Source organism: Lutibacter sp. (genome assembly GCF_013041805.1).
GTDB lineage: Bacteria > Bacteroidota > Bacteroidia > Flavobacteriales > Flavobacteriaceae > Lutibacter.
In genome coordinates this window covers 79,423-102,827 of sequence record NZ_JABDRI010000036.1, presented here as the reverse complement: position 1 = coordinate 102,827, position 23,405 = coordinate 79,423, and the positions used below count along the sequence as shown (strand labels likewise).

The following is a 23,405-nucleotide window of genomic DNA, read 5'->3' as shown; positions in this document are numbered from 1 at the left end:
CTAACTAAAACATATAATAAATAGCAGATGAAAGTACATCATGTTCCTTTTAAAAGTACTGGTTATTTTTCAAAAATAATTTGTGATTACCTTGACAGAAAACCGGAGTTATCTACATTTTATAAGAATTTTCCAGATTTAGAAGGATTTAAAAATCAATTACATTTAAAATCAACCTTTGATACTACAAAAAGAGAAGTTTTAGTTGATGTACTTAAAAATCAATACGCCTCACTGCAATCGAGTGAGTCTACCTTAAAAAATATTCAATTGTTAAGTAAACCTAATTCGTTTACAATAACAACTGGTCATCAATTAAATATATTTACGGGGCCATTATATTTTTTGTATAAAATAATAGCAACAATTAATTTAACAAACGTTTTAAAAAGTGAATTTCCTTCTCACAATTTTGTGCCTATTTATTGGATGGCTACTGAAGATCACGATTTTGAGGAAATAAATTTTTTTAATTTAAAAGGGCATAAAATTGTTTGGGATACTAAAAGTGGTGGTGCTGTTGGGAGACTTAAAACTGAAGATTTTGACAATGCTTTTAATGAATTTTCAGCGTTAGTTGGATCAACTAGAAATGCTGATTTTTTGAAAGAATTATTTAAAAAAGCGTATCTAAATCATGCTAATTTGACAGAGGCTACCAGATATTTGGTAAATGAGCTTTTTGGTGATCACGGTTTAGTGATTATTGATGGTGATGATTCAAAGTTAAAGCAACAATTTATTCCAATTTTAGAAGATGAATTAATTAATAAGACATCATTTTGTGAAGTTTCAAAGACAAATGAGCAGCTAGATAAAGGGTATAATATACAGGTAAATCCTAGAGAAATAAATCTTTTTTATATAAAAGATAATCTGCGAGAACGTATTATTTTTGAGAAAAACGGGTATAGTATTAATAATACTTCAATCACTTTTACTCAGGATGAAATCTTGAGCGAATTGTTTAATTTTCCAGAGCGATTTAGTCCTAATGTAATTATGCGACCTTTATTTCAAGAGACAATTTTGCCAAATTTATGTTATATTGGAGGAGGTGGAGAACTGGCTTATTGGTTTCAACTGAAACAATATTTTGATTCGGTGAATACACCATTTCCAATTTTATTATTACGAAATTCTGTTTTGCTCGCTTCAGAAAAGCAAGTTTTAAAGTGCGAGAAACTAAGTATTTCACTTCAAGAATTATTTTTAAAGCAAGAAAAATTAATTGCTAAAAAGGTAAAAGAATTATCAGAAATTGAAATCGATTTCACAAAGCAAAAAGATCATTTACAACAACAGTTTTCTTATTTGAAAGATCTTGCAAAGAAGACCGACATTTCTTTTTTAGGAGCTGTAAATGCACAAGAAAAGAAACAACTTAATGGGCTTGATAATTTAGAGAAAAGATTACTAAAGGCTCAAAAGCGTAATCTTTCTGATATTGTTGAGCGAATTGTACTATTGCAAAACGAGTTGTTCCCAAATCATAGTTTAGAAGAACGAACTCGTAATTTTTCAGAAATTTATTTAGAATTAGGTAGTGATCTTATACCAATGCTAATGAATGCTATTGAACCGTTGCAATTAGAATTTAGTATTATTGAATATTAAATTCACTCGTGAAATGCAATTTAACGGATGGATATTTGCTCTGTGTCATTTGAATAGTAAATGCTGAATCTGCTAAAAACACAAGTTGACCTTGTTTATCCTTTGCTAAAAATCGCTGTTTTACACGTTTAAATTCTTTGAATTCATCATTTTTTGGATTTTCAGGCTCAATCCAACATGCTTTATGAACAGGTAAGTTTTCGTAACTACATTTTGCACCATACTCATGTTCTAACCGGTATTGAATTACTTCATATTGCAGAGCTCCTACGGTTCCAATTACTTTTCTTCCATTTAAGTCTAAGGTAAATAATTGAGCAACTCCTTCATCCATTAATTGGTCTAAACCTTTAAATAATTGTTTCGATTTTAATGGGTCAGCATTATTTACATAGCGGAAATGTTCAGGTGAAAAACTTGGAACGCCTTTAAAGTTTAGAATTTCCCCTTCTGTTAACGTATCCCCAATTTTAAAGTTTCCGGTATCTTGAAGTCCAACAATATCTCCAGGAAAAGATTCATCAACAATTTCTTTTTTCTCAGCAAAAAACGCATTTGGACTTGAGAATTTCATTTTCTTGTTATTTCGAACATGAAGATAAGGAGAATTTCTTTTAAAAGTTCCTGAAACAATTTTAACAAAAGCTAATCGATTCCTATGGTTTGGATCCATATTGGCATGAATTTTAAAAACAAAACCGGTCATTTTCTCCTCTTTTGAATCTACCAATCGTTCCTCAGATTTTTTTGGTTGAGGAGAAGGAGCTATTTCAATAAAACAATCTAGTAATTCTTTAACTCCAAAATTATTCAAAGCTGAACCGAAAAAGACAGGTTGTAAATTACCTTCTAAATATTCAGTCTTATTAAAAGAAGGATATACTTCTTCAACTAATTCAATCTCTTCGCGCAATGTTTCAGCGGAAGTTTCACCAATAATTTCATCTAATTCAGGAGTAGAGATATCAGTAAATTCAATACCTTCTGATACTGTCTGTTTATTGTCTCCAGAAAATAGATTTATTTTTTTTTCATAAATATTATAAATTCCTTTGAAATCATAACCCATTCCAATAGGAAAACTTAATGGTACAACACGTAACCCAAGTTTTTGCTCAACTTCGTCTAATAAATCAAATGCATCTTTTCCTTCACGATCTAGTTTATTAATAAAAACAATCATAGGAATTTTACGCATTCTACAAACTTGAACTAGTTTTTCGGTTTGTTCTTCAACCCCTTTTGCAACATCAATAACAACAATTACGCTATCAACGGCTGTTAATGTTCTAAAGGTATCTTCAGCAAAATCTTTATGTCCTGGAGTATCTAAGATATTTATTTTTTTGTCTTTGTAGATAAAGGCCAGAACAGATGTTGCCACAGAAATACCACGCTGACGTTCAATTTCCATAAAGTCAGAAGTCGCACCCTTTTTTATTTTATTATTTTTTACGGCTCCAGCTTCTTGTATAGCACCACCAAATAATAATAATTTTTCAGTTAGTGTTGTTTTACCTGCATCAGGGTGAGATATAATTCCAAATGTACGTCTGCGTTCTATTTGTTTTAAAAAACTCATATTCAAATTTTGAGGTGCAAATATATGCTTTATAGTTTGAAAGTTGAAAAGTTTAAAAGTAGGAAATTGAATAAGTAAGGTTTCATTTTGTAAATTTGCAACAATTCAAAAAAATATGATGATAGAAGAACAGGTAATATTAGTAAACGAAAAAGATGAGCAAATTGGTTTAATGCCTAAAATGGAAGCGCATGAAAAAGCTGTTTTGCATAGAGCATTTTCTGTTTTTGTTTTTAATGATAAAAACGAATTGATGTTGCAGCAAAGAGCAGCAGATAAGTACCATTCTCCTTTGCTATGGACAAATTCTTGTTGTAGTCATCAACGTGATGGAGAAAGTAATATTGAGGCTGGTAAACGTCGTTTACAAGAAGAAATGGGATTTGTGTGTGAATTAGAAGAAGTGACGTCTTTTATTTATAAAGCACCTTTTGATAATGGTTTAACTGAGCACGAATTGGACCATATTATGATTGGATATTACAATGACGATCCTATAATTAATAAAGACGAAGTAGAAAGTTTTAATTGGATGTTAATTGAAGATGTTAAAAAAGACATAGCAGATAGACCTGAAGTTTATACTGAATGGTTTAAAATAATTTTCGAAAAATATTATAGTTTTATTAGTTAGTAATTATGAAAGTAACTGTTAGTAGGAAATCACATTTTAATGCAGCACATAGATTGTACAATGCTGATTGGTCAGATGCACGTAACGCAACAGTTTTTGGAAAGTGTTCAAATCCAAATTATCACGGACATAATTATGAATTGATTGTTTCTGTGAAAGGTGAAATACACCCAGAAACTGGCTTTGTAATGGATATGAAAATTTTAAAAGATTTAATTTCTATAGAAATTGAAGAAAAATTTGATCATAAAAATTTGAATGAAGAAGTTGAGGTTTTTAAAACACTGAATCCAACGGCAGAAAATATTGTTGTTGTAATTTGGAATCAATTGCGCACAAAAATTGATGAAAGCCTTGAACTTTCTGTTACACTTTATGAAACACCTCGCAATTTTGTTTCCTATAGCGGTGAATAAATTAAGAAATTAGCTAAAAAATAAATCGCTTTACTGACTATTGTGATAATTAATATGCTGATGCGCTTAGTAACCATCACTTATTACAATTAGTAATAATACCAAAAACCTATTTTCTAAGAATTAAGCTTTTAATTTCTTAGCTAACTTCAATTATTTAAATTTTTATTTTTTCTTGCACGTATTTATACCTAAAGGTAAATAAAGTGGGCAAAAACTAACAAAACTTGTAAGCACAAAAATAGCTGCAAATATCAATAAAACAATTCCAAGTGTGCCAGGAATTATGCCTTGCCAATATAAACCAGCAATAACAGCTGCTATAATAACTCTTATTAATTTATCAGTACTTCCCATATTTTTTTTCATCCTTTGAAATTTTTAGATTAATAATAATTAAAATTATTACTTTTTTTATTAATACTATTCTTTTTTCTGTTTATTTAATTCGTCTTGCAATTTCCGCATTACTTTTTGCTCACGCTCTAAAGCTATCTTTCTATGAGTTTCAAATTCTTCTTCAACTTCTTTCAAGGTCTCTTTTGTTTGAATAGTAACACGATTACTTTGTTTAAATTTTGTAATAAAAAAGAATAGAGAAATAATTAGAATTCCTATAATTGAAAACATAAGAGTTTTAAAAAACGACTTACTTAATTGGATTCCAGCTAACGAGATGCTTTGATTTTCGTTTGTTAAAGTTTGTATAGTTACTTCTGAAGTGGCTAATGAATTCTCTAATTGCTCTATTGTCTTTTTTTGAGAGTCAATTGTTGATAAATTAGTAAGTATACTATTTTTTGACTCAGAAATTGAATCTAAAACATTCGATTTTAATTTTGTTAACCAATTTAACTCTACAACTTTATATACTTGATATTTATTAGATTTAGTAATTAAATAATCAAATTGATTACTAACAGATCCTGTATCAATAAATTTTTTAGTTACTTGACTGAAACCGCTAATTGTAAAAAGAAAGATTGAAACAAGTAGTAAATTTTTAATTTTCATAGTTTATAAATTAGTTTGATTTTTTAACGAAATCAGTGAATACTTATTGTAATAAAGGAATTGAATTATTTAAATCTATTATCAGATTTAAAGTGATGTTTATTAATGTTATTTTTATTTGTAAGCCAACCTTTCTTTGTGTTAAACCTATTGTCAAAATCCTCAAAAAATGGTTTTATATCAAGAATTGGAGAGTCATTTATCATATCAACATCTAAAATATGTATTTTATTACCTTCCACTTTTTCAATTTCAACAATAGAAAAACCAATTTTATTCGGTCTTTTAGGAGATCTCGTTGCAAAGATACCTTTACTAGTTGTATCCATAAATGGAATTACTTCTAATTGTGGATCGGTTACTAAATGTAGTTGATAAATTAATATAATATGTGAAAAATGCTCAATTTCTCTTATGCCACGATAATATTCTGGAAATAATTCAATAACTCCTTTAGCTCCAATGGGTTGAATTGGCATATTGTCTAGTGTTAACCAAGGTGTTTTTATTTTTCCAAGGACATTAAGAGCAATTTGTTCAGTCATTATTTAGCGTATTTACTGTAAAAATTATCGAGTTCTAGAATATATAATTCTTTAGATTTAGGATCTAAAAGAGAATATTGGAAGGAGTTTTTGGCTAACTCATACAACTCTTTTTGTGTTAAATTTAGGGCACTTTGAATATCGATATAATTTTTATTTACTTGCCCACCAAAATAAGCAGGATCATCAGAATTTACCGTGACTTTTAAACCTAAGTCCATCATTTTTTTCAAAGGATGATTTTTTAAATCATCTACAACTTGTAAAGCAGTATTAGATAATGGGCAAACTGTTAATGCTAAATCACGTTTGATAATTTCATTAATTAATTCTTCATCTTGTAAAGAATTATTTCCGTGGTCAATACGCTTAATACCTAAAATATCTATAGCTTCCCAAACATAATCTGCATCTCCTTCTTCACCAGCATGAGCTAGAGGTATATATCCTGCTTTAATTGAGGCTTCAAATACATTCTTAAACTTTGAAGGTGGATTTCCTTTTTCTGATGAATCTAGGCCTATAGCAGTAATTTTATCTTTGAACGGTAGTGATTCTTCTAAGGTTTTAAATGCATCTTCTTCGCTTAAATGGCGTAAATAGCTCATAATTAATAAAGATGAAACTCCTAAAGTTACTTTAGCATCTTCACAAGCTTTTGAAATTCCATTGATTACCGTTTTAAAAGAAACACCTCTTTCCGTATGTGTTTGTGGGTCAAACATAATTTCAGTGTGACGTACATTTTGAGCTGCACATTTTTCTAAATAACTATATGTTAAATCGTAGAAATCTTGTTCATTAATTAATACGCTAGCACCTTGGTAATAAATGTCTAAAAAATCTTGTAAACAATCAAATTTATACGCTTCTTCAATTTCTTCAACTGAAGCATAAGGTATTTTTATATTGTTTCTTTTCGCAATTTTAAACATTAATTCAGGTTCGAAGGAACCTTCAATATGTAAATGCAATTCTGCTTTTGGTAAATTTTCAATAAATGTATTCATGCCGCAAAATTAACTATTTAATTTTTTTAAATGATACCATTTTATAAATTTTTAATTGATACAGATGAGGTGATAAGTGTTTTTAAAATCGTTTAAAAATAGAAACAAAATTTAATGAAGATGAATAGTTTAATTGGATTATAATTTTTGTTAATTTATTGTTTAAATTTTAAGTTTTAATATAATAACTCAGCAATTTGACTTAAATTTGCGAAGAAATTTAAACTATATAGTATGTCAAGTATTAAAAATTTAAAAAAAGATATTAATTACGTTTTAGGAGATATAATTGAGGAATGTTATTCTTGGGAATTATTAAACCCAAAATCTGATAACAAAGGAAGTGAGGCAATCATAGATGAGGCAATTGTAGCTTTTGATGAATTAATTAATAAAATTCACACAAAAGGTATCGAAAATAAGAAAGCTCATTTTAAAAATATAAATTCAGAATTAGAAGAAAAGGCTAATAGCTTACTTGAAAAAGTGAATAAACTGTAATTAGAAGTGAATAATTAGTAATTTTTTTGTTTAAGATTGATTTATTTTGTACTTTTAGGATACTAAAATATTAAATAAATCGTTTTTAAATTAACCAACTAAAATCTTTTAAAATATGGCTAGAGCGATGTTTGAGTACACGAAAGCGGTACTCGAAAAAGTTAGTTTTAATAAAGAATTATTTAAAAAAGAATTAGAAAAAGCACTAAACCGGTTATTACCTTATGAAATTAAAGAATTATACTTTTGGTTGAGAGACTTTACAGTTAATAAACCAGATTTACATAATTGTTTAGCACTTGTGAAAAATTAGAAAAAAGGAGCATTTAAGCTCCTTTTTTTTTGTTTATTGGACTTATTATTTGCACATCACTAAATGCAATTACGCCTCTAATAATTCCATCTATTACAGCTTTTAAAGCTTCAATAAGTTGAATTTTTAATTGTGATTTGTGGTATATAATACTAACTTCTCTTGCTGGTGCGGGTTCTTTAAACTTTCTTAAGTATGATGTGTCCTCTTGATTCAAATCAAGTGTTTGAAGATAAGGAAGTAATGTCATTCCTAAACCTTCTTTTGACAGTTTAATTAAGGTTGTAAAACTTCCACTATGTAATTGAAATTGTTGATTTTTTGTTTTAAGCGTACTACATAAATTAATAATACTTTCTTTAAAACAATGGCCATCTTCTAATAAAAGTATGTCGTCAATATCTAAATTATCTACATCAATGGATTTACTTTCATAAAGTCTATGTTCAGTAGGTACAAAGCCAACAAATGGTTCATAATAGATGACACGTTCTTTAATCATTTCATTTTCTAAAGGTGTTGCCGCAATTCCAACATCTATATGTCCATCTGATAGCTTTTTTATAATTTCTTCAGTGGTTAATTCTTCAATTTTTAAATTGACTTTAGGATATTTTTTAGTAAAAGTTTTTAAAAATAAAGGGAGTAGCGTAGGCATAATGGTTGGGATAATTCCAAGTCTGAAATCTCCTCCAATATATCCTTTTTGTTGATCAACAATATCTGTAATTCGGTTACTTTCGTCAACAATAATTTTTGCTTGTTCAATAATTTTGTTTCCAATTTCAGTTAGCTGAATAGGTTTCTTTTTTCTATTAAAAATTTGCGTATCTAATTCTTCTTCTAATTTTTGAATTTGCATGCTTAGTGTTGGTTGAGTCACGAAGCAATGCTCAGAAGCAACAGTAAAATTTTGATGTTCGGCTACAGCTAAAACGTATTTAAGTTGGGTAATTGTCATGGTATAAATTTTTACAATAAAGATATTAAAACTATCAATAATGATTATGTATTTTATCATTTATTTTTCAAGAAATTTGTAGTAAATAAAATAATAAATATAAAAGTAAAAATATGAATACAACAATTTTAGGATTAGACAAAAACAAATCAGAAAATATAGTGCTAGGTTTAAATAGCTTATTAGCTAATTTTCAGGTGTATTATCAAAATTTAAGAGGTTTGCATTGGAATATTAGAGGTAAATCATTTTTTGAGTTACACGTTAAATTTGAAGAATTTTATACTGACTCTCAGGAGAAAATTGATATGATTGCAGAACGAATTCTGACTTTAGGAGGTACTCCTTTGCATACGTTTCCTGAATATACGGCATTATCTAAAGTTACTATTGGAAAAAACATAAGCAATGATGTTGATTCAGTTAATTTAGTAGTAAATTCTTTATCAGAATTGTTAAAAATAGAAAGAACTATTTTAGATGAATCTGGCGATGCAAATGATGAAGGAACAAACTCAATGATGAGTGATTTTATAGCTGAACAAGAAAAAACAATTTGGATGTTAAGAGCTTGGTTAAATTAGTACAGTTAATTGTTTCAATTAAAACCCGTTTTAAATCTCTAAAACGGGTTTTTTATTAATACATATCCCAAAATTTTCTTTTCTTATTCAAATCTTCTTCAGATTTTTTATAAACATCTGTAGGAATAACTTTTAAGAGTGTTGGATCTTGCTCAATTTCTGATTCTACTTTTCTTACAATCTCTTCAATAGTATCATTTTCATAATCAATTTCCATAGGTTTTTTAATCACCATAGATTGTAAAACATTTCTTTTTTTAATTAGTAATCCTTTTTTGTCAAATGACCGTCTAAAACCATCTATAACAATAGGAATAACTATTGGCTTATACGTTTTTATGATATGAGCTGTACCACGTCTAATAGGTTTAAAAGGTTTGGTTGTTCCTTGTGGAAACGTAATTACCCAACCATCATCAAGCGCTTTTTTAATATTACTAATATCTGACATTTTTACTTGCCTATTTACGTCTTTACCAGCACTTCTCCAGGTTCTATCAATGGAAATTGATCCTGCGTATGCAAATACTTTTGGTAAAAAACCTGATTTCATAGTTTCTGCAGCTGCGATATAGTAAATGTTTAGCTTTGGATTCCAAATATAGCCTACATTTTTTAAGGTATCAACTCTACCTTTTAGTGCGGCATTAAAAACATGTAGCATTGCTGCAACATCAGCAAAATAGGTTTGATGATTTGAAACAAATAGTACATTTGTTTCAGGAAGCTCTCTTATAATTTCAGAACCCTCAATTTGAAGATTGTTAAATCTACGGTATCTTCCGTGAGAAACAACTCCTAAAATACGAATCAGCCATTTTTTAATAAATAAAATATGCCCGAACGGATTTCTTTTAAAAATTGGCATTTAGTTGGTTTTGGTTACGCAAATTTAGTAAAAAAAATATTAATTATTTTTTAGCAATGCTTTGATTTCATTGAGCATCATTGCTGTTGCTCCCCAAACAACGTAACTGTTTAACAGAAAGCACGGTACTTTTAAATTTTTAGCATATGAGGTTGATAAAGTTGTTGAAGAAATAGCGGAGTCATCTATTAAATCATTTAATGGAACAGATATTAATTCCTCTACTTCGTGATTTATTTTGAAATTAGGAAATTTAGTTAGATATCCTAAAAAAGGTGTTACTAAAAAGTTACTTGGAGGAATAAAAACATCGGTCATTTGTTTAAATATTGAAATTTCACGAGTTATAATCCCAACTTCTTCAAAGGTTTCTCTCAATGCTGTATTTTTAAGAAAAACGTCATTCTCTTCATATTTTCCTCCAGGAAAACTAATTTGTGATGAATGCGTTCCATTGTAGCTAGCTCTTAAGGTTAGAAGGAAGTGAGTTTTTCCTTGTTCATTTGGATAAAATAGTGCTAATACTGCCGCTTTCTTAGGATTCAACGATTGGATTTTTTCGTTTGAATAAGGTAAACGCAATTTTGGTGCAAGACTAAATTGAGCTTCTAATCCACCAATTGGTTTATTTTTGAGTAGTTCTATGCTATTTTTAAATTCCTTATAATCCATCACATTTGTTGTGTGTAAAAGTTATAATCTTTTAGTATTATTTCTATAAAGTCTGAAGGTTGTATCTCAGTTTTAATTCCGGTAATAGCTATTATTTTTAAATGAAGTTTTAAAATTGTTTTGTGATTTCCAGTTCTTCTGGCTTTTGAATATAGTTCTTTAATGGTTTGAATATCCTTATCGCTTAATAAGGTAACTTGTGGGTAAGTAGGTTCATACTGCTCCTCAATATCAACGTGCAACGTATCTTTCAGAGTAATGTGTTTTTTTTCTGAAATTACTGTTGTACCTGCAGCTAAATCACCTAATCTTTGTCCTTTTCCATTTAATAAAATAGTAAGTAAAGCTACAGAGCCTGATGCTAAACTAATATCTATTAATCGCAATACCCAACGAATTAAATAACTGCCAAATGTAGGTTTTGCCCCATTAATTTTAGTAACTCTAATTTTAGTTAAAAATTTACCAGGAGTTTGTCCGTTCATTAAAGTTTCAAAAAGTAAACTATAAAAAAATACAGGTAAACTTAATAGGGCATAATACACATATAAAGATTCATCTAAGCTAAAACCTAATGCATTTATAATTAATAATATAATTGTATAATAACAAATAATAATTAATAAATCGATTAGGAAAGCGCCTATACGGGTGCTTACCGGTGCAACCTGTTGCTTTATAGTTATATTTTGAGCAGTCTCAATTTGAAAATTATCCATTTTTTTAAGTTATCTTTTTGGCTAGTACAATTTGATTATTTACTTTCGTTTACCTTATGAAAAGTAACTATTGCTATAAATCAGATAAAAAACAAAAGTAAAAAAAATGCGCGAAGCATCATTTGTAAAAAGGAATAAAAATAAATGGCTTTTGTTTGAAAATGCATTAGATAAAAAAGGTCAGGTTTCACCTGATAAATTATCTGATCTCTATATTGAAGTTACTGATGATTTAAGTTATGCTAAAACGTTTTACCCACATAGTAATACTGAGGTATATTTAAACTCAATTGCATCAAAGGCACATCAAAAAATTTACAAAACTCAAAAAGAAAGTAAAAATAGATTGCTTACTTTTTTTAAAATTGAATTTCCACTTTTATTTTCACACTATCATAAACAATTATTAATTGCATTTTTAACATTTTTATTTTTTGCTATTGTTGGGGCATATTCAGCAGCTAATGATGGCGATTTTGTTCGATTAATTTTAGGAGATGCTTATGTAAATACTACGTTAGAAAACATTGAAAAAGGTGATCCCATGGCGGTGTATAAAAAGATGGAAGAAGGAAATATGTTTATTTTAATAACATTAAATAATATTAAAGTTGCAATGACTGCTTTTGTGTTTGGAATGCTTTTTTCTGTGGGAACTCTATTTATTATGATGCGTAATGGAATAATGTTAGGTTCATTTTTATACTTTTTTTATGAAAAAGGATTACTTTGGGAGTCATCTCGCACGATTTGGATTCACGGAACTATTGAAATTTCAGTAATTATTATTGCAGGTTGCGCAGGATTAGTGCTTGGTAACGGATTACTTTTTCCTAAAACTTATACAAGATTAGAATCTTTTAAAAGAAGCTTTAAAGCTGGTTTAAAAATAATGGTAAGTACTATTCCATTTTTTATTGTCGCAGGTTTTTTAGAAGGTTTTGTAACAAGACATACTGAAATGCCAGATTGGTTGGCATTGGCAATTATCTTAATATCATTAACTGCTGTATTATATTATTACGTTTTATATCCTATTAAATTAACCAAACAACACAAATTGAAATGAACAAGCTTATTGAATTTAAAAAAGAGCGCGATTTAGGTGCAATTATTACAGATACTTTTACATTTATTCGAGAGAATTGGAAAGATTACTTTTTAACTGTTTTTAAAATAATAGGACCTGTATTATTAGTTGGTGCTGCAATTTTAGTATTTGCAATGGTATCTTATTCAGGAGCAATTAAAGGAATATTAACGCTTGACCAATCAGCTCCAGATCCTTCAGGGGCCTTTGATTCAATTTTTGGAATGTTTGGTTGGCTATTCTTAATGTTTATAGTGTTTGGAATAGTGTATACACTACTTTCTGAAGTGTCATTATATTATGTGAAATCTTATATTGAGAATGATGGTGTTGCAAATTTCGAGGAAGTAAAGGAACAGACCTATGCAAATATTTGGAAATTTGTAGGCCTAGGAATTTTATCTATTTTAATGATGATTGCAGGCTATATTCTTTGTGTATTACCAATTGTATATATATCTGTGGTTTTATCTTTAGCTATGCCAATTATGGTATTTGAAAGTAAAAGTATTGGAGAAACCATTTCACATAGCTTTACGTTAATTAAAGGTGAATGGTGGAATACGTTTGGAGTTGTTTTAGTCATAGGTATTTTAGTTTCTATGTTAGGGTTTGTGTTTTCAATTCCATCGTTAATTTACCAATTAATATCTATGGGTGTTTCAATATCAAATGAAGATCCAACGGCAATACTAGGAATATTAGAAGATCCAATTTATTTAATATTGAATTTAATTGCCTATTTCGGTAAATTTTTATTCTATTCAGTAACCTTAATTGCTTCAGCATTTATTTATTTTGATTTAAATGAACAAAAACATTTCACAGGAACGTTTGAAAAAATTGAAAATTTAGGTAATTCAAGTAATTTATAATCACTAATGAACAATATTCTACGTGTCATTATTTTTCTATTTTCGTTAAGTGTATATGCACAATCCGATACACTTGTAGTAAAAAATGATAATAGTACTATTGTTCAAAAAAAGTTTGAAAATAAAAACTTAGATCAATATAAATCGGATTCCGATTTTAATTACGAAGAACATGTAGCAACTGAACCGTCATTTATTGAACGTGTTTTTAATTGGCTTGGCAGACAATTAAAACGATTGTTGGAATGGATTTTTGGAGTTAAATATGCAACAGATATATTTGCAGCAATTTTAACAGCTATACCATATGTCATAGCCGGTATTGTGCTCCTATTGTTGCTAAAATTCTTTTTAAAGGTCAATTCAAATGCCTTCGTTTCCAACTCTAAAAATATTCCCGCAGTTGTAATTACTGAAGAAGAAGAATTGATTAACTCTAAAGATATTTCAGTACTTATTGAAAAAGCAATTCGGCAAAAAAACTACCGTTTAGCAGTTCGCTATTATTATATACATATTCTAAAACAGCTAGAGAACCATCAATTTATTAGTTGGGAACAGCAAAAAACGAATGATGATTATAGTAAAGAAATTTCCCAAAAATCAATTAAAAAATCATTTATAAAATTAACAAGATTATACGACTTTGTTTGGTATGGAAATTTTGATATTAATGAAATGGAATTTGCAAAAATTGAAACTGACTTTATTGAAATGAATCATTTAATTCTTAAAAAGTAATTTGAATAAAAAAAACAACATATATGTTATAGCCTTTATCATTTTAGTTTCGGGACTTATTTACCTTGAGGTTACTAAAAAAAAGCCAATAAATTGGTTTCCAAGTTATGTGGCAAATCATAAAATTCCTTACGGAACTTTTGTGTTGCGCAGTGAACTTAAAAATTTATTTCCTTCAACTGCTCTAGAAACTATTAAAATTCCACCTTACGTTTATTTAGAAGATACCACACGTGTTGGAACTTATTTTTTTGTTGATGAAGCTTTAAATTTTGGAAACTCAGAATTTAAGCGTCTACTAAAATTTGTTGAAAGAGGAAACGATGTTTTTATTTCAACACACGGAATACAAATTGACACATTAAATTTTAAAACCAAGCAATTGGTTAGTAAAAACTTAGATGAGAAGGTTTTTTTTAAATTTAAGAATAAGTCGCTTTATAGAAATGAATATTCATATGATAGGCCTTTTACAAACCAAGTATTTACAAAAATTGATACATTAAATACAACTGTTTTAGGCATTACAGGTTATGTAGATGCCACAAATGAAAGAACTGAAGAAGGAATTAATTTCGTGAAATTTAATTTTGGAAAAGGAAATTTTTATTTTCATACTTTTCCTGAGGTTTTTACAAATTATAATATTTTAAAAGCAACAAATCAACAACATACAGCAAATGTTTTATCATATTTACGAGACGATATACCAATTTTGTGGGATTCATATTATAAAACAGGTAAAAGTAAAATTACATCACCAATATATTATTTATTAAGTTCTAAAAACTTAAAATGGGCGTATTATATGGCGTTGCTTGGTGTTTTGTTTTTTGTGATTTTTGAAGGAAAACGTAAACAGCGTAGTATTCCAATTCGGGTACCTTTAAAAAATCAAACATTGGCTTTTACGCGTACTATCGCAAATATGTATTTTGAAAATCAAGCACATAAAGATATAGCAGAACATAAAATAAGCTATTTATTAGATTTTATAAGAACAAATTTACATATTCCAACAACCAAAATAGACTCCACTTTTTACGAATATGTTGCTTTGCGAAGTGGAAATTCTCTTGAGAGTGTTGAAGAATTATTTCAATATTGTGAGCATATTCATTTAAAAAATAAAATTATTAGTGAAGAGCTTGTTAAACTAAATAAAATGATAGAAAAATTTAAAAATACAATGCACCATGGAAAATAACGATTTAAATTTTGAGAGTAGAGTAGATCTTGAAAAATTAAAAAATGCTGTTGCTCAAATAAAAGCTGAATTGGGTAAAATTATTGTTGGTCAAGAACAATTTATAGAATTGTTATTAGTTGCCCTGCTTGCTGATGGTCATGTATTAATTGAAGGTGTTCCCGGTGTTGCAAAAACCATTACGGCAAAACTTCTTTCAAAAACAATTGATACAGGTTTTAGTAGATTACAGTTTACACCTGATTTAATGCCAAGTGATGTTTTAGGAACTTCAGTTTTAAACATGAAGTCATCTGAGTTTGAATTTAGAAAAGGACCTATTTTTTCTAACTTAGTACTAATTGATGAAATTAATAGAGCACCGGCTAAAACGCAAGCAGCATTGTTTGAAGTAATGGAAGAACGTCAAATCTCTATGGATGGAACCACCTATAAAATGAAACCTCCATTTATGGTGCTAGCAACCCAAAACCCAATAGAACAGGAGGGAACTTATGCGCTACCAGAAGCTCAACTAGATAGGTTTTTATTTAAAATTGACGTTGGATATCCCAATTTAGAGGAGGAAATTTTAATTCTAAAATCACATCAAGAAAGAAAAGGTGTTCTGCCGCAAACATTAATAGCTCCAATAATTTCTGAAACTGATTTATTAGCCTATAAGAACAATGTTTTTGATGTACTTGTAGAAGAAAAAATTATGAATTATATAGCGCAGCTAATTATTAAAACTAGAAATCATCCACATCTTTACTTAGGTGGTTCGCCAAGAGCTAGCATCGCCGTGTTAAACGCTTCTAAAGCATATGCAGCAATTAATGGTCGTGATTTTGTAATTCCAGAAGATATTAAAAAAGTAATTTTACCTGTATTGCGTCACAGAATAATAGTGACACCAGAGCGCGAAATGGAAGGAATGACCGCGGATAAAGTAATTGAAATAATTGTACAGTCTGTTGAAGTACCTCGTTAGATATATGTCTTGATTAAAAAGTTAATTTAGGAATTATAAATAAGTAGTGATTTAAGAATCTTATAAATTGAAGATTATAATTGAATGGATATTATTAAAAACCTATACATACACGAACGTTTTTTTAAGTACTTAAGTAGTATTGCAGCTATTTTTTTAGTTTCCTTTTGGTTTCCAATTTTGTATATGGTTGCCTGGTTTATGGTTACAATTTTCGGAATTTTATTTATTGGAGATATTTATTTGCTTTTTAGGGTAGGTAAAGGCATTCACGCTCGAAGAATTTTAAGTGATAAATTTTCTAATTCAGATTTGAATCCAATTCCTATCACCGTCAAAAATAATTACAAATTTAAGGTTGAAGTAAAACTAATTGATGAGTTGCCAACTCAGTTTCAGAAAAGAGATTTTGAACAAGTGTCATTTATCAACCCACAAAATATATGGGAATTTGAATATGCAATGAAACCTTTTGAACGCGGTGAATATGTATTTGGGAATTTGAATGTGTATGTTTCATCTTTTTTAAGAATTGTTTCGAGGCGTTATAAATTTGAAGAAAATAAATCAGTTGCAGTATATCCTTCCTACATCCAAATGAAGAAATACGAGTTTTTGGCATTAAGTAACCGTTTAACTGAATTTGGCTTAAAAAAAATTAGAAGAATAGGACACACCTTAGAGTTTGAACAAATTAAGAATTATATAGCAGGTGATGATGTGCGAACCATAAATTGGAAGGCTACAGCAAAGCGCTCACAATTAATGGTGAATCAATATCAAGATGAAAAGTCACAACCTATTTATTCTATTATTGATGTTGGAAGGGTAATGAAAATGCCTTTTGAAGAATTAAAACTAATAGATTATGCTATAAATTCAACCTTAGCATTTTCAAACATAGCGTTGCGTAAAAATGATAAAGCGGGTTTACTAACTTTTGCAAAAAAGGTAGATACAGTGCTTGCAGCTAGTAATAAAAAGACACATTTAGATACTATAAATGAAGCTTTATATAATATTACCACTCAATTTACAGATACTGATTTTGGATATTTATATGCTTTTATAAAACGTAAGATTACACAAAGAAGTCTACTGATTCTTTATACCAATTTTGAGCATATCTCCTCTTTAAAAAGACAGTTGCCTTTTTTAACTGTAATTGCAAAAAGTCACTTATTAGTGGTTGTCTTTTTTGCAAATACAGAACTCGATCAACTTATACTAGATAATGCAGAAGATTTGCAAGCAATTTATCATAAAACAGTTGCTGAAAAATTTGCTTATGAGAAAAAACTAATAGTTAAAGAACTAGAAAGCAAAGGTGTTTATGGTATTTTAACAAAGCCACAAAATTTAACGGTTAATGTAATTAACAAATATTTGGAGTTTAAGTCCAAAGGGTTTATTTAATATTATGTTTTGCAGCCATTGCAGCTCCAATAATGCCAGCTTCATTTTCAGCTTGTGCAGGAACTATTTTAACGTCTAAATCTAGTTTTGCTTCTATTTTATCAAATTTTTTACTTGCACCTCCGCCAACAATAATTAAATCTGGAGAAACTAATAAATTAATGTGTTTAAAATATTTACGTAAACGTTTCCCCCATTCTTTGCGAGATAATTTATCTCTTTTTCGAGCAGAATCTGAAGCATATTTTTCAAATATTTCACCGTTTTTATAAAGTACATGACCAAATTCAGTGTTGGGTACTAATTTGCCATCTAAAAATAACCCTGAACCAATTCCTGTTCCTAAGGTTATCATAATTACGGTTCCTTTTACGTCTTTTCCAGCACCAAAATTAATTTCAGCCAATCCGGCTGCATCTGCATCGTTTACTATTGAAAAGTTATTTCCAGTTGTTGCTTCAAAAAGTTGATCAACTTGTGTTCCTTTCCAATCTTTGTGCAAATTACCACCAGTTAAGCATTTCCCATGTTGTAACGGAGTAGGAAATCCACAACCTACCAGGCCTTTCCAGTTAAAATGGTTTACAAGTTGTTTAATAGTTTTGGAGATAGCCTCAGGAGTTGCAGGAATTGGAGTTGGAATTCTATGCTTTTCAGTAGTTAATTTTCCAGTTTTAATATTTACTAAGGCTCCTTTAATTCCTGTGCCACCTACATCAATTCCTAATATTTCCATACTATTTAATTATAAGATAAAGTTTAAACAACAATGTTATATAAAATATATTAGATAGAAAATGATACTTGTTAGTTTTTATTATTCTTTATATAATAATCTACTAATATTAAAATTTTGATAGTTAATGAAGTATTGAAAAAATATCATTTCAATGTTAGCTATTAAAAAACCACCCCAATTTGGGGTGGTTAAATTACATTGTTAACTTAGTTCTAATGCCTTAGGATAATCAGAACTAAAGCGGTTGAGTAATTATAGGTTAAAGTTAAAGCTTGATTCATTGAAAATTAATGATTTATATCATACATTCAATATTTTTTTAAAATTTTGTTATTTTATTTGAAAGATATAAGCTTAATTACTGCAAAGCATCGTACAAAGTATTTATTATTTTATCCTTTTCTGATGGTTTTGTAGTATGGTCACTGTAACCTATTATGAACACGTCTTTCTCGTTCGTCTAACATCTTATAAGCAGTTTACATAATTACTTTAGCAGAACAATTGAATTTTAAAATTTCTTTAGTAGCTCTTATAAATTTTTAAAATAGACTAATTATAATAAAGCATATTTTGTTTGTATTAAGCAGTCGTTTGGGTAGAAGTTTAAGTTATAATTGTTTCTCTAACCAAGCTTTAAAATCAAAAAAGTTTTTTGGCGCTACACCATGGCCCACAGGATATTCTTGATAAGAATGTTTGATGTTTAATTCATTTAAAAACAGTGGTGCTTTTTTAGCCCATTCAACAGGGATTACTTGATCTACACCTCCGTGAGAAATAAAGAAATTAAGTTGAGAATAGTCTTTACTTTCTAAATTAGAAGGTAGTAGTTCATGATTTACATATCCACTTAGCGCAATTATCTTTTGCACTTTTTCAGGGTAATTTAAAGCTACAGCATAACTTAAAATAGTGCCTTGACTAAATCCTAATAAAAATGTTTTATTTGGTGAAATATGATATTTTTCTTGAATCTCATCTATAAAAGTAGCAATTAAATCTCTAGCTACTTTGGCCTCTGAGATATCTGAAAATTTTCCTTCATTGGCTGTAGAATTAATGGTATACCAAGCATAACTCCCAAATCCTAAACTTTGAGGTGCTCTTGCGCTAACTATTAATAAATCTTCAGGTAGTTCAGTTGCAAATGAAAATAAATCTTCTTCATTGCTTCCATAGCCATGAAGCAAAATTAATAATGAAGTGTTTTCAGTTTGTTTATTGGGTTCACGAACAATATATTTTAATGATAATTCTTTCATAGGTATAAAAATAAAGTCGCGCTATAGGCGCGACTTCAAAAGTATTATTTTAAAAGTTGTTAAGCAATGTTTCTAAACCAATCTTGAAATAAATCACCTACTAAAGGTATTCTTTTTTCTTCACCTTGTATGGCACCTACAAACCCAATCATCCAAAGTACAAAAAGTCCAACTCCTATAATTCCACTAGCCCAAGCACCACCATATCTAGCAACAATAAAGGTGTTTGCCAATGAAAATACAGATAGTCCAATCATTTGTCTGATATGAAAAGCAGCAAACGCATTTCTTTTGTCATTATTCATGATGAAGGCAATTAAAGTCCCTATCCAAGTAATATAACTAATAATTGCAATTGTTTTTCCTTCGTGTATTGTTTGATCATTCATAGTTTTATGAGATTTAATTTGTACGAATTATAAAATTAGTTGATTATTTGCAATAATTCCATATGTTTTTCCATTTAATTTTTTGGTTAAAAAAATAGAGTTTTTAGAAGTGGAAAGTATATTTTTTTCAGAGAATTGATATTCAAAATCAGGGTTAAAGAGTGTTAAATCTGCGTTTTCACCTTCTTGTATTGAATTATTTTTAAGGTTAAATCTAGTTCTAGGTTTTGTTGTTAAGCATTCAATTAAAGTTTCAATTTCTATCACATTATTTAGTGCTCCAAACAAACTTTCTAAACCAATTGTTCCAAATTTCGCATTGTTATATTCCACTTTTTTGTGTTCAATATCTATTGGATTATGGTCACTTGTAAGCATATCTATAGTACCATCTAAAACTCCTTTAATTAGCGCTTTTACATCTTTTACTGTTCGTAAAGGGGGAAGTACTTTAGTGTTTGCATCAAATTTAGTTAATTCGTCATCGGTTAATATTAAATGGTGCGCAGCAACACTACAAGTAACATTTAACCCTTTTTTTTTGGCTTCTCTTATTAATTTTACTGATTTTACAGTTGAAATTGTTGGAATATGTAATTTACCTCCAGTATATTCCAAAATAAATAAATCACGAGTAATTTGAAGTTCTTCAGCTAATGCAGGAATTCCTTTTAAACCAAGTTTTGTGCTGTTCACTTCTTCGTTTACCAATCCCATTCCAGCAATAGAATTATCTTGAGGAAAACTCATAAGTAAAGCATCAAAATTTTGAGCATACTGCAACCCGATTTTAAGTAAATTAGTATTTACAATAGGCTTATTATAATCACCAAATGCAATTGCTCCAGAGTTTTGCATATCATATAACTCTGCAATGTCTTTTCCTTCAGCACCTTTGGTTAAGCATCCTATAGGGTGCAAATTTGTTGCGAAATTTGTTGCTTTGTTTATTAGGTATTCAATAGCAGATTTATGGTCGGTAACAGGATTGGTGTTTGGGTTTACCGCAACAGCAGTAAATCCACTATTTGCCGCTGTATTTAGACCATTTTCAATAGTTTCTCTTTCTTCAAAACCTGGTTCCCCAAAGCATACACTCGTATCAAACCAACCTTGAGAAATATGTAAATTTTTTAGTGCTATTTCTTTGGTTTTAGGTTCTGGTTTTAAGCTGTTTGCAATTTTCTTAATGATGCCATTTTCGATTAAAATATCTTTTGTTTGAAGATGAAAAGGGCTTGATTTGTCAATAATTTTTGCAGATTTTAGAAGTAGTCTCATTTATTGAAATATTTAAGTATCAGCATTTCAATTAACAAAAATAGGACAGAAAATGCTAAAAACCATTTAAAAAGCCAATTGATTTTCTGGTCATTGTTAATTTCATTAAATACGGTTGCTATGGATTTGGAGATTGTTGCATTTTTGGAATTGCTTAATTGTGTTTCTAAATCAATAGAATTTAGATTGCTTTCTTCAGTATTGTAATTGAATGCTAGTTTTTTTAGAGGGATATCTGCATTTAAAATAGAGTAAAAACCACTTTGTAAAATTTGCTCTTGCAATTCTATAGTAACTTTATGTTGAGACACTTTCTGTAAAGGGATAAACTCCATATCTTTAGTTGCGATTTTCACGACGTTATCTTTTTTAATGGAAGTTAAAATATCAATTGTATTTTCAGAAGCAATTGTGTAATACAGATTTGAAGTTTTTAAATTGCTTTTTGCAAAATTGTAAAATACAGGAACCACTATAGGAGATTGTGTAAAATCAGAAATTTCTAAGTCTAGTGATGAAGCAATCCAAAAAACGGTTCCATTTTTTGAATAGGAAGAAGAAATATAAGGTTCGCTATTATCCAATTGAATAATGTTTGAACTATTTTTAAATCGTGTTATAAAATATTGCTGAATAGTTGGATATTGAAAATTATCCACTCTTTTTTCAAAAACATCTTTTAATAGTGGATGCTCATAATTGATAGATGTTAATTTATGTATTTTTTCTTCTTTGACAATAATCTTACCAATAGCTAATGTTTCTAAAAATGAATTATAGGAAATTAAATCGGTATTGTTTGAAGGTATTATAACTATGTTTCCACCCATAGTTGAATAGTCCAATAAACTATTTGTTAATTCAATTGGTATGGTTTCAAGTTCATTTAAAATAATTAATTGTTGGCTTTGGAGATTATTATAATTGAGATTTTGAAGTGGAGTTGTTGTATAGTTAAATTCGTTATTCGTGTAAATTTTAGATAAAAACTTAGCATTTGTACCAATACACAATACATTTACTTTTTCGGGTGTTGAAATTGAAAAACAGAAATCATTATCAAATGTTAAACCGTCATCTGTAATAGAAATTTTGCCATTAAAAGTTGAGGTCTCTGGAATGGTAAACTGAACAATGGCGCTATTAGAATTTTCAAAATTTGCTGTTGTTTTACCAAGTAATTTGGCATTACTAACTAACGAAACAGGAATGGTTGAATTACTTAAGTTAGTATTTTTGATACGTACACTTATTATAGTTTCTGTAGCTGTACTTTTAGAAATGTAAACACTGTCAACAAAACTATTTAACTTACTTTTTGGTGTTAATTTAACAAAATTAATTGGTGTATTTTCATCACTCAAATTTAAGTCGAAAGAGTTGTTATCTTGAAAGTCAGATATTAAAATTAATCTATTGAACGCTTTGTTAGAGGTTTTTTCGTTGTTTTTGGCTTTTAATAAAACAGTAGGTAAATCTATTTTTATTGGATAGTATGTTAAAGCAAGTAACTCATCTTTTAAACTTTTAGCATCTAACTCTTTTATATTTTTATTATTGGTAATTAACGAAAATGTACCTGTTGAATTTGAGCTATTTTCAATAATATTCTGTACGGCGCTTTTTAACAATTCACCTTTTTCTCCCTTGGCTTGCATACTATAGGAATTATCTAAATAAATAGCGGTATTGAATACTTTTTGAGCATTATATTCTGAAAAGTAGGGTTGGGCAAAAGCAAAAATTAAAGTTGTAAAAATTAACAAGCGTGTTATTAAAATTAACCATTTTTTTACATATTTACTTTTACGTGTTTGTTGCTCAATTGTTTTTAAAAGTTTTACGTTGGTAAAGGGAACTTTTACAAATCGCTGTAATTGAAATAGATGCACAATTATCGGGATGATAAGTAAAAAGAGTGCGTATAAAATTTCAGGATGCTTAAATTGCATTGTTCAAAATGGGTTTTTCAAAGATAATTAAATTAGCAAAA

At 28.9% G+C, this 23,405-nt stretch carries 26 protein-coding genes; 12 read left to right on the top strand and 14 right to left on the bottom strand.

Annotated elements, in window-relative coordinates:
* Positions 1 to 27: 27 nt before the first annotated feature.
* Positions 28 to 1,617, top strand: coding sequence for a bacillithiol biosynthesis cysteine-adding enzyme BshC (gene bshC / locus HKP59_RS05580; protein ID WP_291804352.1), 1,590 nt, complete (start codon positions 28 to 30; stop codon positions 1,615 to 1,617).
* Here bshC and HKP59_RS05575 read toward each other — a convergent pair.
* Complete coding sequence (locus tag HKP59_RS05575; protein WP_291804351.1) at positions 1,604 to 3,199, bottom strand: peptide chain release factor 3; 1,596 nt, start codon at positions 3,197 to 3,199, stop codon at positions 1,604 to 1,606. The two genes, bshC and HKP59_RS05575, sit on opposite strands and share 14 nt — an antisense overlap.
* Positions 3,200 to 3,317: 118 nt before the next feature.
* Between HKP59_RS05575 and idi the strand changes: the two genes are divergently transcribed.
* Complete coding sequence (gene idi, locus HKP59_RS05570) at positions 3,318 to 3,833, top strand: isopentenyl-diphosphate Delta-isomerase (protein WP_291804384.1); 516 nt, start codon at positions 3,318 to 3,320, stop codon at positions 3,831 to 3,833.
* Positions 3,834 to 3,838: 5 nt separating this feature from the next.
* Positions 3,839 to 4,249 carry a 6-carboxytetrahydropterin synthase gene (locus HKP59_RS05565; protein WP_291804348.1) on the top strand — a complete coding sequence of 137 codons (411 nt, stop codon included), beginning with the start codon at positions 3,839 to 3,841 and terminating at the stop codon, positions 4,247 to 4,249.
* Between the two features lie 165 nt (positions 4,250 to 4,414).
* Here HKP59_RS05565 and HKP59_RS05560 read toward each other — a convergent pair whose 3' ends face one another.
* The 4 genes from HKP59_RS05560 to HKP59_RS05545 all read right to left on the bottom strand — a co-directional run bounded on the left by HKP59_RS05560 (position 4,415) and on the right by HKP59_RS05545 (position 6,818).
* Positions 4,415 to 4,618 carry a DUF2892 domain-containing protein gene (locus tag HKP59_RS05560; protein ID WP_291804345.1) on the bottom strand — a complete coding sequence of 68 codons (204 nt, stop codon included), beginning with the start codon at positions 4,616 to 4,618 and terminating at the stop codon, positions 4,415 to 4,417.
* Between the two features lie 54 nt (positions 4,619 to 4,672).
* Complete coding sequence (locus HKP59_RS05555) at positions 4,673 to 5,263, bottom strand: hypothetical protein (protein WP_291804342.1); 591 nt, start codon at positions 5,261 to 5,263, stop codon at positions 4,673 to 4,675.
* A 65-nt stretch (positions 5,264 to 5,328) separates the two neighbouring features.
* Positions 5,329 to 5,808 (bottom strand): tRNA (N6-threonylcarbamoyladenosine(37)-N6)-methyltransferase TrmO, encoded by a 480-nt coding sequence (tsaA, locus tag HKP59_RS05550; protein WP_291804340.1) that lies wholly within the window; start codon positions 5,806 to 5,808, stop codon positions 5,329 to 5,331.
* Complete coding sequence (locus HKP59_RS05545) at positions 5,808 to 6,818, bottom strand: adenosine deaminase (RefSeq protein ID WP_291804337.1); 1,011 nt, start codon at positions 6,816 to 6,818, stop codon at positions 5,808 to 5,810. Before HKP59_RS05545 ends, tsaA begins: the two co-directional genes overlap by 1 nt.
* Before the next feature lie 234 nt (positions 6,819 to 7,052).
* On the opposite strand from HKP59_RS05545, the gene HKP59_RS05540 reads away from it, so the two are divergent.
* Entirely contained in the window at positions 7,053 to 7,319 is a 267-nt protein-coding gene (locus HKP59_RS05540; protein WP_291804335.1) for a hypothetical protein, read from the top strand.
* Between the two features lie 115 nt (positions 7,320 to 7,434).
* Positions 7,435 to 7,632 (top strand): hypothetical protein, encoded by a 198-nt coding sequence (locus tag HKP59_RS05535; RefSeq protein WP_291804333.1) that lies wholly within the window; start codon positions 7,435 to 7,437, stop codon positions 7,630 to 7,632.
* A gap of 13 nt (positions 7,633 to 7,645) precedes the next feature.
* Here the strand turns inward: HKP59_RS05535 and HKP59_RS05530 are convergent, their stop codons facing one another.
* Positions 7,646 to 8,593 carry a hydrogen peroxide-inducible genes activator gene (locus tag HKP59_RS05530; protein WP_291804331.1) on the bottom strand — a complete coding sequence of 316 codons (948 nt, stop codon included), beginning with the start codon at positions 8,591 to 8,593 and terminating at the stop codon, positions 7,646 to 7,648.
* 113 nt (positions 8,594 to 8,706) lie between these two features.
* On the opposite strand from HKP59_RS05530, the gene HKP59_RS05525 reads away from it, so the two are divergent.
* Entirely contained in the window at positions 8,707 to 9,177 is a 471-nt protein-coding gene (locus HKP59_RS05525; RefSeq protein ID WP_291804329.1) for a Dps family protein, read from the top strand.
* Between the two features lie 55 nt (positions 9,178 to 9,232).
* Here HKP59_RS05525 and HKP59_RS05520 read toward each other — a convergent pair whose 3' ends face one another.
* The 3 genes from HKP59_RS05520 to HKP59_RS05510 are packed head-to-tail and all read right to left on the bottom strand — an operon-like array spanning position 9,233 to position 11,436.
* Positions 9,233 to 10,045 carry a lysophospholipid acyltransferase family protein gene (locus HKP59_RS05520; protein WP_291804328.1) on the bottom strand — a complete coding sequence of 271 codons (813 nt, stop codon included), beginning with the start codon at positions 10,043 to 10,045 and terminating at the stop codon, positions 9,233 to 9,235.
* 39 nt (positions 10,046 to 10,084) lie between these two features.
* Entirely contained in the window at positions 10,085 to 10,717 is a 633-nt protein-coding gene (locus HKP59_RS05515) for a CoA pyrophosphatase (protein ID WP_291804326.1), read from the bottom strand.
* A complete protein-coding gene (locus tag HKP59_RS05510) occupies positions 10,717 to 11,436 on the bottom strand; it encodes an RDD family protein (RefSeq protein ID WP_291804324.1) in 720 nt (239 codons plus the stop codon). Before HKP59_RS05510 ends, HKP59_RS05515 begins: the two co-directional genes overlap by 1 nt.
* 106 nt (positions 11,437 to 11,542) lie before the next feature.
* Between HKP59_RS05510 and HKP59_RS05505 the strand changes: the two genes are divergently transcribed.
* The 6 genes from HKP59_RS05505 (at position 11,543) to HKP59_RS05480 (ending at position 17,738) form a co-directional block, all read left to right on the top strand.
* Entirely contained in the window at positions 11,543 to 12,505 is a 963-nt protein-coding gene (locus HKP59_RS05505; protein ID WP_291804322.1) for a stage II sporulation protein M, read from the top strand.
* Positions 12,502 to 13,401 (top strand): hypothetical protein, encoded by a 900-nt coding sequence (locus tag HKP59_RS05500; protein WP_291804321.1) that lies wholly within the window; start codon positions 12,502 to 12,504, stop codon positions 13,399 to 13,401. The genes HKP59_RS05505 and HKP59_RS05500 overlap by 4 nt, the downstream gene beginning before the upstream one ends.
* Positions 13,402 to 13,407: 6 nt before the next feature.
* Positions 13,408 to 14,142, top strand: a complete 735-nt coding sequence (locus tag HKP59_RS05495) for a DUF4129 domain-containing protein (protein WP_291804320.1) — start codon at positions 13,408 to 13,410, stop codon at positions 14,140 to 14,142.
* Position 14,143: 1 nt separating this feature from the next.
* Positions 14,144 to 15,349: a DUF4350 domain-containing protein gene (locus tag HKP59_RS05490; RefSeq protein WP_291804319.1), complete on the top strand. Its 1,206-nt coding sequence runs from the start codon at positions 14,144 to 14,146 to the stop codon at positions 15,347 to 15,349.
* Positions 15,339 to 16,322, top strand: coding sequence for a MoxR family ATPase (locus tag HKP59_RS05485; protein WP_291804318.1), 984 nt, complete (start codon positions 15,339 to 15,341; stop codon positions 16,320 to 16,322). Before HKP59_RS05490 ends, HKP59_RS05485 begins: the two co-directional genes overlap by 11 nt.
* Before the next feature lie 84 nt (positions 16,323 to 16,406).
* A complete protein-coding gene (locus HKP59_RS05480) occupies positions 16,407 to 17,738 on the top strand; it encodes a DUF58 domain-containing protein (protein ID WP_291804316.1) in 1,332 nt (443 codons plus the stop codon).
* On the opposite strand, the gene ppgK is transcribed toward HKP59_RS05480, so the two are convergent.
* From ppgK to HKP59_RS05455, 5 genes are all read right to left on the bottom strand, one after another.
* Complete coding sequence (gene ppgK, locus HKP59_RS05475) at positions 17,731 to 18,474, bottom strand: polyphosphate--glucose phosphotransferase (protein WP_291804315.1); 744 nt, start codon at positions 18,472 to 18,474, stop codon at positions 17,731 to 17,733. The two genes, HKP59_RS05480 and ppgK, sit on opposite strands and share 8 nt — an antisense overlap.
* A gap of 614 nt (positions 18,475 to 19,088) precedes the next feature.
* On the bottom strand, positions 19,089 to 19,742 hold the full coding sequence (locus HKP59_RS05470; RefSeq protein ID WP_291804314.1) for an alpha/beta fold hydrolase: 654 nt from the start codon (positions 19,740 to 19,742) through the stop codon (positions 19,089 to 19,091).
* A 59-nt stretch (positions 19,743 to 19,801) separates the two neighbouring features.
* Positions 19,802 to 20,131, bottom strand: coding sequence for a hypothetical protein (locus tag HKP59_RS05465; protein WP_291804313.1), 330 nt, complete (start codon positions 20,129 to 20,131; stop codon positions 19,802 to 19,804).
* 27 nt (positions 20,132 to 20,158) lie between these two features.
* Positions 20,159 to 21,412: a dihydroorotase gene (locus tag HKP59_RS05460; protein ID WP_291804312.1), complete on the bottom strand. Its 1,254-nt coding sequence runs from the start codon at positions 21,410 to 21,412 to the stop codon at positions 20,159 to 20,161.
* Positions 21,409 to 23,364 (bottom strand): BatA domain-containing protein, encoded by a 1,956-nt coding sequence (locus HKP59_RS05455; protein ID WP_291804311.1) that lies wholly within the window; start codon positions 23,362 to 23,364, stop codon positions 21,409 to 21,411. The genes HKP59_RS05460 and HKP59_RS05455 overlap by 4 nt, the downstream gene beginning before the upstream one ends.
* Positions 23,365 to 23,405 lie beyond the last annotated feature (41 nt).